Source organism: Pseudomonas sp. GM24 (genome assembly GCF_000282235.1).
GTDB lineage: Bacteria > Pseudomonadota > Gammaproteobacteria > Pseudomonadales > Pseudomonadaceae > Aquipseudomonas.
Window position 1 is genome coordinate 1 of the sequence record NZ_AKJR01000240.1, and the last position, 7,078, is coordinate 7,078.

General features: G+C 61.6%; 7 protein-coding genes. 4 read left to right on the forward strand and 3 right to left on the reverse strand.

Features of this window, described 5'->3' with window-relative positions; translation table 11 throughout:
* Positions 1–99: 99 nt before the first annotated feature.
* Together PMI23_RS25025 and PMI23_RS25030 are read right to left on the reverse strand one after the other, a co-directional pair.
* The gene (locus tag PMI23_RS25025) at positions 100–2,337 is read right to left on the reverse strand and encodes an ATP-binding protein (RefSeq protein ID WP_007915663.1); all 2,238 of its coding nucleotides are present in this window, start codon (positions 2,335–2,337) and stop codon (positions 100–102) included.
* Entirely contained in the window at positions 2,334–2,948 is a 615-nt protein-coding gene (locus PMI23_RS25030; protein WP_007915661.1) for a biliverdin-producing heme oxygenase, read from the reverse strand. The genes PMI23_RS25025 and PMI23_RS25030 overlap by 4 nt, the downstream gene beginning before the upstream one ends.
* 275 nt (positions 2,949–3,223) lie before the next feature.
* Here PMI23_RS25030 and PMI23_RS25035 point away from each other — a divergent pair, with 275 nt between their 5' ends.
* The gene (locus PMI23_RS25035) at positions 3,224–3,844 is read left to right on the forward strand and encodes a LysE family translocator (RefSeq protein WP_007915658.1); all 621 of its coding nucleotides are present in this window, start codon (positions 3,224–3,226) and stop codon (positions 3,842–3,844) included.
* On the opposite strand, the gene PMI23_RS25040 is transcribed toward PMI23_RS25035, so the two are convergent.
* Positions 3,841–4,254, reverse strand: a complete 414-nt coding sequence (locus PMI23_RS25040) for a VOC family protein (protein ID WP_007915656.1) — start codon at positions 4,252–4,254, stop codon at positions 3,841–3,843. The genes PMI23_RS25035 and PMI23_RS25040 overlap by 4 nt on opposite strands.
* A gap of 210 nt (positions 4,255–4,464) precedes the next feature.
* Here PMI23_RS25040 and PMI23_RS25045 point away from each other — a divergent pair, with 210 nt between their 5' ends.
* From PMI23_RS25045 to PMI23_RS25055, 3 genes are read left to right on the forward strand one after another with little or no spacing between them, the layout of a single operon-like run.
* Positions 4,465–5,547, forward strand: a complete 1,083-nt coding sequence (locus PMI23_RS25045) for a bifunctional transcriptional activator/DNA repair enzyme AdaA (protein WP_007915654.1) — start codon at positions 4,465–4,467, stop codon at positions 5,545–5,547.
* 32 nt (positions 5,548–5,579) lie between these two features.
* A complete protein-coding gene (locus PMI23_RS25050; RefSeq protein ID WP_007915652.1) occupies positions 5,580–6,377 on the forward strand; it encodes an isocitrate lyase/PEP mutase family protein in 798 nt (265 codons plus the stop codon).
* A gap of 1 nt (position 6,378) precedes the next feature.
* Positions 6,379–7,008 (forward strand): DNA-3-methyladenine glycosylase family protein, encoded by a 630-nt coding sequence (locus tag PMI23_RS25055; protein WP_007915650.1) that lies wholly within the window; start codon positions 6,379–6,381, stop codon positions 7,006–7,008.
* The last annotated feature ends 70 nt before the right edge of the window (positions 7,009–7,078 follow it).

A 7,078-nucleotide genomic window follows, 5' to 3' on the forward strand; every position in this document is an offset into this window, starting at 1 on the left:
CGCAGAGCGTCCGTTGAGGTATTCCCACGCGGAGCGTGGGAACGATCACATGACCCTCCGCTTTCGCGAGCAGGCTCGCTCCCACATTAAAATCTACGCTCAGTCCAGACGCGGCACGGTGAAGCGGAACTCGCTGCCCTGCCCCGGTTCGCTCTCGGCGAAAATCCGCCCGCCGTGGGCTTCGACGATGCCTTGGGTGATGTACAAACCAAGGCCGGTGCCGGTCGGGTTGCCCTCTTTCACCGTCCAGTAACGGTCGAACACATGCGGTAGATGCTCCTTGGGAATGCCTTCGCCGCTATCGCGAACAGTGAAGACGATTTCATTGCCGACGGAGGTGGCATGCACGCCCACCCTGCCCAGTCGCGGGGTGAACTTGATCGCGTTGCCGACCAAGTTCGACAGCACCTGGAACAGCCGCTCCGGGTCAGCATGAATGCGCAGATCAGGATCGGCCGCGAAGGAAATGCTGATGTCCTTGTCCAGTGCCAACGGTGCAAGCAGTGCCTGCGCCTCTTCGAACATCTGCGCGACATCGAGCTTTTGTGGGGTGATGGAGTAGCGCCCGGCATCGATTTTCGAGGTGTCGAGCAAGTCCTCCAGCAGCGTGTTCATGCGTCCGGCAGCCTGCTGCATGGTGTCGATGGCCGTCGAGATGCGCCGCGAAGTGTGCGGGCCGTCGGAGCTGAAGGCCTTTTGCATCATGCCGCACAGCATCGAGATCACCGTCATCGGATTACGCAGATCGTGGGAGACCACCGCCACCAGCTCATCGCGGGCGCGCACCGCTTCCTGCTCGCGGCGCACCTGCCGGGCCAGATCGTTTTCCAGTGCCGAACGGCGCAGGTCATTGGCAGCGAACAGGTCACCGTGGCTCCACTTGGTGGATATCCCGGCCATCTCGACTTTCCAGATTTCAAACGAGGTGCGCGGGCGCAAGCGCAGGCCGGCATCGGAGTTTTCCAGGTCCAGCGGCTTGCGTGGATCGCCGCTCCAATTGATGTTTTCCTTGACCTCTGGGCGGAACCAGAACACGCCGTTGTCCACCGGTTTTGGCAGGCTCATGGCGAGCACGCCGCTGGCCACCTGCTGATACTGCGCGGCCGGCGGATAGACGCTGGCCAGGTGATGACTGGCAAACACCGACTCGCCGCTGTCCTGCAGCCATTTGTGCAAGGCGCGAATGTCTTCCGGCTCCGGGCAGTTGCCGTAGCGGTGCAGTTGTTTGTCTTCGATGATTGCGATGCCGCCGGCATTGGTCAGCGCCATCAGGGTCTGCGGCTGATTGGCGAGGCCGTCGAAGACATTCTGCGGCGAGTCGATCATCGCTTGATTGAGCAGCGCCAAGGCTTCGACTTTTTCTTCGCGCTGACGGCTGATCTCCAGCGCTTCCATGGCGCTGATCTGCAGCGACAGCACCTGGCCGATGGTCTGACACGCAGCGCGCAATTCGTGCGGCACGTGCAGTGGCTGACGATTGCCGCAACTGATCAGGCCCCAGAGCTTGTCACCCTTGAGCAGGGAAATGCTCATCGACGACAGCACGCCCATATTCTTCATGTACTGACAGTGGATCGGCGACACGCTGCGCAGGGTGGCGAAACTCAGGTCCAGCGGCGTGTTCGTGTCCGGGCGCAACTTTGGCAGCAGCGGCACTGGTTGATAGTCGGCATTGGGGATGATCCGCAGCCAATTGGTGCGATACAGCTCGCGCGCCTGTTCGGGAATGTCCGAGGCCGGGAAGAACAGGCCATTGAACACTTCCATCGACGGGTCGGAGGCTTCGGCGATGACCTGACCGTGGCCCTCCTCCTCGAAACGATAGATCAACACCCGGTCGTAACCGGTCATGGCCTGGATTTCCTTGACGCTGATGTCGTACAGCGCCTGCAACGTGGTCGCCGCTTGCAGACGCTGAAGCATGCGCCCCAGATGAGTCTGGTTGCCGGCGACGTTGCGCGGCTGGAAGTTCTCGACGTGGATTTCCAGCTCCAGGATCAATACGCCCTGATGACGATGCAACAAGCCCTCGAACGCGGTGCCGTTGAGCCTGAAGCGCAGTGGCTGCAAGTCGGACAGCGACGGTTGCAGCAAGGCCTCGCGCACTTTTGCCGCTTCGGCGTCGCCGATCAGGCTTTCCAGCGGCTGGCCGATCAGGCTTTGCGGCTCTCGGGCCAGCAACGTTTCGACATTGGCGCTGACCTGAATGATCACCAACTCAGGCTCGCTCAGGGTCAGCAACAAACCGTGGGGCTGGATCGCGCCGGGAAAACGGATCGGCTCATCGGCACAGTTGGCCAGCAGTTCTTCAAAGGCTTCTTTGTCTTGCGGGTTCATGCCAGTACCTCCCGGCTTTCGAGCCAGCGCTCGAAACAACTGAATGTGGTTTGTGCCGCTGTGACGACAGCGGCGCGCTCATCGGCGCTCATCGGCTGATTGCCCAGATATTCGATGAAATCGCGCCAGCGCCGGCCCGTGGCGGCGCCGTAGATATCGAGAAAGGCCGCGCCGTTGTTGGCTTCCAGGCCTAACCGTGAAGAGATTTCGCGGCGCAGAATCTGCCCGCCGAGCGTCGCGCCCTCGAGGACGTAGAGCACGCCCAGGCAGGCAGCGCTTGAGTCGATGATCGGCAACTGCTGGCAGTGCGGCAGGCTTTGCAGCGCTGCGGCGGATACGCCCAGAGCTAGCAGGTCGGCGCGCAGGGTTGGCGTTTTGAGGCGGGGCGCCAGATCAAAATCGGTGGGGATTGCATCGCTTTGCTGCAGTGCGTTTTCCAGCGGTAAATAGAAGCCGTAATAGGCCTGCACCAGCCGGACAAAGGCCTGGGTATCGAGGGTATCGGAGAAAAAGGGAAGGCGTTTTTCCAGCGCGATGTGCAGCTCGGCAGTGCCGGCTCGCAGATCTTGCAGCACCGGTGGCACATAAACTTCACGGGCCTTTGCTTGCATGTAGATCGCTCTTGGTGGGGCCGCCTGGGGCCAAACGGGGTGAGTGCAACGTCGGCGAAATTTTACACGGCTATCGCGGTTTCTGACCGGCCGGATAGTTATTTCTGCCGAAACCATCACCCTCTGAGTCATTCAGAGTGAAGGCATCTGCAAAAAGTTCGACCGCGTTGCCCAACGGCGCCGGGCGCTGTACCGCGACAGCACCGCGTGACTGTATGGGTCTGGGCGCCCGGAGGCTGTGATAAAAATATCGTTCTCGTTACTGGAGTGCCGCCATGGATCTCGCCACGCTCATCCTGTTTCTTCCGGCCTGTTTCGCCCTGAACATGGCCCCCGGGCCGAACAATCTGCTATCGATCAGCAACGCCACGCGTTATGGCTTTCGCCGCGCCTGCACGGCGGGTATCGGGCGGATTCTGGCGTTCGCCGGGATGATCGCGCTGGCCGGTGCCGGTCTGTCGGTGGTGTTGCAAACTTCAGAATGGTTGTTCCATGCGATCAAGATCATTGGCGCGGCGTATTTGCTGTACTTGGCCTGGCAGTTATGGCGGGCCAATCCTGAGGCCGAGCAGCAGGTGACGGGCGTGACCGTTGGTTTCTTTGCATTGGCGCGGCAGGAGTTTCTGGTGGCGGCGGGCAATCCGAAGGCGATCCTGTTATTTACCGCGTTTCTGCCGCAGTTCGTCGACCCGGCACGCCCGGTGCCGGCGCAGTTTGCAGTGCTGGGCGTGCTGTTTCTGCTGCTGGAGTGGATCGCCATCAGCGCCTACGCGTGGATGGGCCTGCACATGCGCCGCTGGTTCGCCGAGCCGCGCGGCAAACGAATGTTCAATCGTTGCTGCGCAGGCCTGCTGTCGGCGGCGGCTTCGGCGCTGTTGATGGCCAAACGCGCTTAAGCCTCGGACGGGCCTTTGAGCTCGACCTGATTGCCGTCCGGGTCGAAGCAGTACAGCGACAGCCCTTTGCCTTCGGCGCCGAAGCGTGATTCGGCTTTTGCGGCGGTGAGGCCGAAGGTTTGCAGATGTGCAATCAGTGCAGCCTCATCAAATGGCTCAATGCGCAGGCAAAAGTGATCGACGTTGCGTCGCTCGGCCCCGGCCGCCCCGCCGCCCTTGCGGCCGAGTTCGCCTTGCAGGTCGACCAGATCAATCATCGAAGTGCCGGCGCGCAGGTGTATCAGGCCCAGCGGTTCGTTGCGTTTGACCACTTCGGCGCCGAAGACTTGACCGTAGAAGTCGATGCTGCGTTGCAGATCCGCGACGCGCAGGACGATGTGATCGATATGTTGGATGGAAAATGGATGCATCGGGCACACCTCAACAAACGGTAGGAGCTGCCGATAGCGGCGATCTGGGATTTTGGGACGCGGAGCGTCCCAGGCTGCATTCCCACGCAGAGCGTGGGAACGATCAAGATCGCAGCCTGTGGCAGCTCCTACACGGTAGTTCAGGGGATTTGAAAATTCACTGTCGATTTTTCGGTGGAGCCATCGAGAATCTGGTTTTACTCTCGAGCCATGAACATACAAACCGCTGTCCTGCCGCCCCACGCCGAAATGGTTCGCGCCATGCTCGAACGCGACACTGCCTATGAAGGCGTGTTCTTTACGGCCGTGAAAACCACCGGGATCTTCTGCCGCCCCAGCTGCACGGCGCGCAAGCCGAAACCGGAGAACGTCGAGTTCTTCGCCCAGGCCGATGACTGTCTGTCGGCGGGCTATCGCGCCTGCCTGCGTTGTAAACCGCTGGACGCGGCGGCCATCGCGCCGGACTGGGTGCAGCGCCTGCTCACCGCCGTGGAGGCCGATCCAGAGCTGCGCTGGAGCGACGCACAATTGCTCGCTGAAGGCATCGAGCCGCTAAAGCTGCGCCGTTGGTTCAAGCAGCACTTCGGCATGACCTTCCATGCGTGGCTGCGAACGCGCCGCTTGGGCATGGCGCTGGGCGGGATCAAGCAAGGCACCTCGATTGATCACGCCGCGTTTGATTCCGGTTATGAATCGCTCAGCGGTTTTCGTGATGCTTTCCAGAAGTCATTCCACATCACCCCCGGTCGCGCCGAACACAGCGAGCCGCTGCTGTTCACCCGACTGACCACCCCGCTGGGGCCGATGATTGCCATGGCCGAGCGGCGTGGCCTGGTACTGCTGGAGTTTCTTGATCGCCCGGCGCTGACCCGCGAAGTCGAAGAACTGCAACACCGCTACGGCTATGCGGTCGCGCCGGGGCACAACCCACATCTGCAACAGATCGAGCAGCAACTGGCGCAGTATTTCGCCGGTCAACTGACGACCTTTACCGTGCCACTGCACCTGCCCGGCAGCGAGTTCGCCCGGCAGGTCTGGTCGGCGCTGCTGCAGATACCTTACGGCCACACCAGCACCTACGGCGCCATCGCCGCCGGTTTGGGCAAACCCGGCGCCAGTCGCGCGGTCGGTCTGGCCAACGGGCACAATCGGTTATCGATTGTGGTGCCCTGCCATCGGGTGATCGGCGCGGATGGCTCGCTCACCGGCTATGGTGGTGGACAACCGCGCAAGGCGTTTCTGCTGCGGCTGGAAAACGCCGCCGTGCAACTCACCCAACAACTGGCATTCTGACCCACCGAATCAACTGACAAGAAGGATTTTTGATGAACGCGCTCGCTACGCAGTTTCACCAGTTGCACCAGCAAGGTCTGTTGATTCTGACCAATGTCGCCGACGCCACCGGTGCGCGACTGGTCGAGCACCTGGGCGGTAAAGCCGTGGCCACCAGCAGTGCGGCAGTGGCCTGGGCTCACGGTTACCCGGACGGCAACACCCTTCCCCTTGAACGTCTGGTGTCGACGGTGGAATCCATCGCCCGGGTGATCAGCATTCCCTTGACCGTGGATGTCGAGGCCGGCTATTCCGATGACCTCGGGCGCGTCGCCGAAGTGCTGGATGCGGTGATCGCAGCGGGGGCCGTGGGCATCAATATCGAGGACGGTTCTGCCGATCCCGAGTTGCTCGCGCGCAAGATCGAAGTGGCGCGACAGTTGGCCAACAAGCGCGAGGTGCAGCTGTTCATCAATGCACGCACCGATGTCTATCTGAAAAGCCTTGTGCCGGCCGAGGATCGCGTCGCCGAAACCCTGCACCGCGCGGCGCTGTATCAAGCGGCCGGCGCGGATGGTTTGTTCGCGGCGGGCGTCACCTCGGCCTATGAAATCGAGGCCATCTGCAAAGGCACGACGCTGCCGGTCAATGTCCTGGGTTTCGCTTGCCTGCCTTCGCCGCAAGAACTGCAAGCGCTGGGCGTGCGCCGCTTGAGCGCGGGTTCCGGCATCGCCGAATTCCTCTATGGCGCCATGGGTGGGCTGGTAAAAAGCTTTCTGGCCAGCGGCAAACTCGATACCCATGATCTCAAGGCTTTCACCTACGGCGAAGTCAACGGCTTGCTGAAATAACATGCCTGATGCCTATCAAGCGGCCAGAGAGTTTCTGGCCGCGCTCGATGCGGACTGGCAACGCCATATCGCAGCGGTCGGCCCGTGCCGGCATCAACCGCATCCGGCGCGTGATCCCTACGAGTCGCTGGTGCGGGCGATTGCTTATCAGCAACTGCATGCCAAGGCCGGCGATGCGATTGTCGGGCGGCTGGTGGGGTTGTTTCCTGGGCAGTCGTTTCCGCGGCCGGAGCAAATCCTTGCGACGGATTTTGAGCGCATGCGCAGTTGCGGGTTTTCCGCGGGCAAGATTGCGACGATCCAAGGGATTGCCCAGGCGACGCTGGATGGCGTGGTGCCGGATTACGCCACGGCGCTGGCGATGGGCGATGAGGCGTTGATCGAACGTTTGGTCAGTTTGCGCGGGGTGGGTCGCTGGACGGTGGAGATGTTGCTGATTTACAGCCTGGAACGCATGGATATTCTGCCGGCCGATGACTTTGGTGTGCGTGAGGGGTATCGGCGTTTGAAGGGGTTGGAGGTGCAGCCGACGCGCAGGCAGATGGTTGAGATCGGGTTAGCCTGGAGTCCTTTTCGGACGGTGGCGGCGTGGTATTTGTGGCGGGTGCCTAAACCGCTGCCCTCACCCTAGCCCTCTCCCAGAGGGAGAGGGGACTGATTGGGGGAGATTGGAGATTCACGTCGACCTGAAATAGCGCCTG

Coding starts and splice junctions, on each gene's coding strand:
- PMI23_RS25025 (WP_007915663.1), bottom strand. CDS start 2,337: ATGAACCCGCAAGACAAAGAAGCCTTTGAAGAACTGCTGGCCAACTGT.
- PMI23_RS25030 (WP_007915661.1), bottom strand. CDS start 2,948: ATGCAAGCAAAGGCCCGTGAAGTTTATGTGCCACCGGTGCTGCAAGAT.
- PMI23_RS25035 (WP_007915658.1), top strand. CDS start 3,224: ATGGATCTCGCCACGCTCATCCTGTTTCTTCCGGCCTGTTTCGCCCTG.
- PMI23_RS25040 (WP_007915656.1), bottom strand. CDS start 4,254: ATGCATCCATTTTCCATCCAACATATCGATCACATCGTCCTGCGCGTC.
- PMI23_RS25045 (WP_007915654.1), top strand. CDS start 4,465: ATGAACATACAAACCGCTGTCCTGCCGCCCCACGCCGAAATGGTTCGC.
- PMI23_RS25050 (WP_007915652.1), top strand. CDS start 5,580: ATGAACGCGCTCGCTACGCAGTTTCACCAGTTGCACCAGCAAGGTCTG.
- PMI23_RS25055 (WP_007915650.1), top strand. CDS start 6,379: ATGCCTGATGCCTATCAAGCGGCCAGAGAGTTTCTGGCCGCGCTCGAT.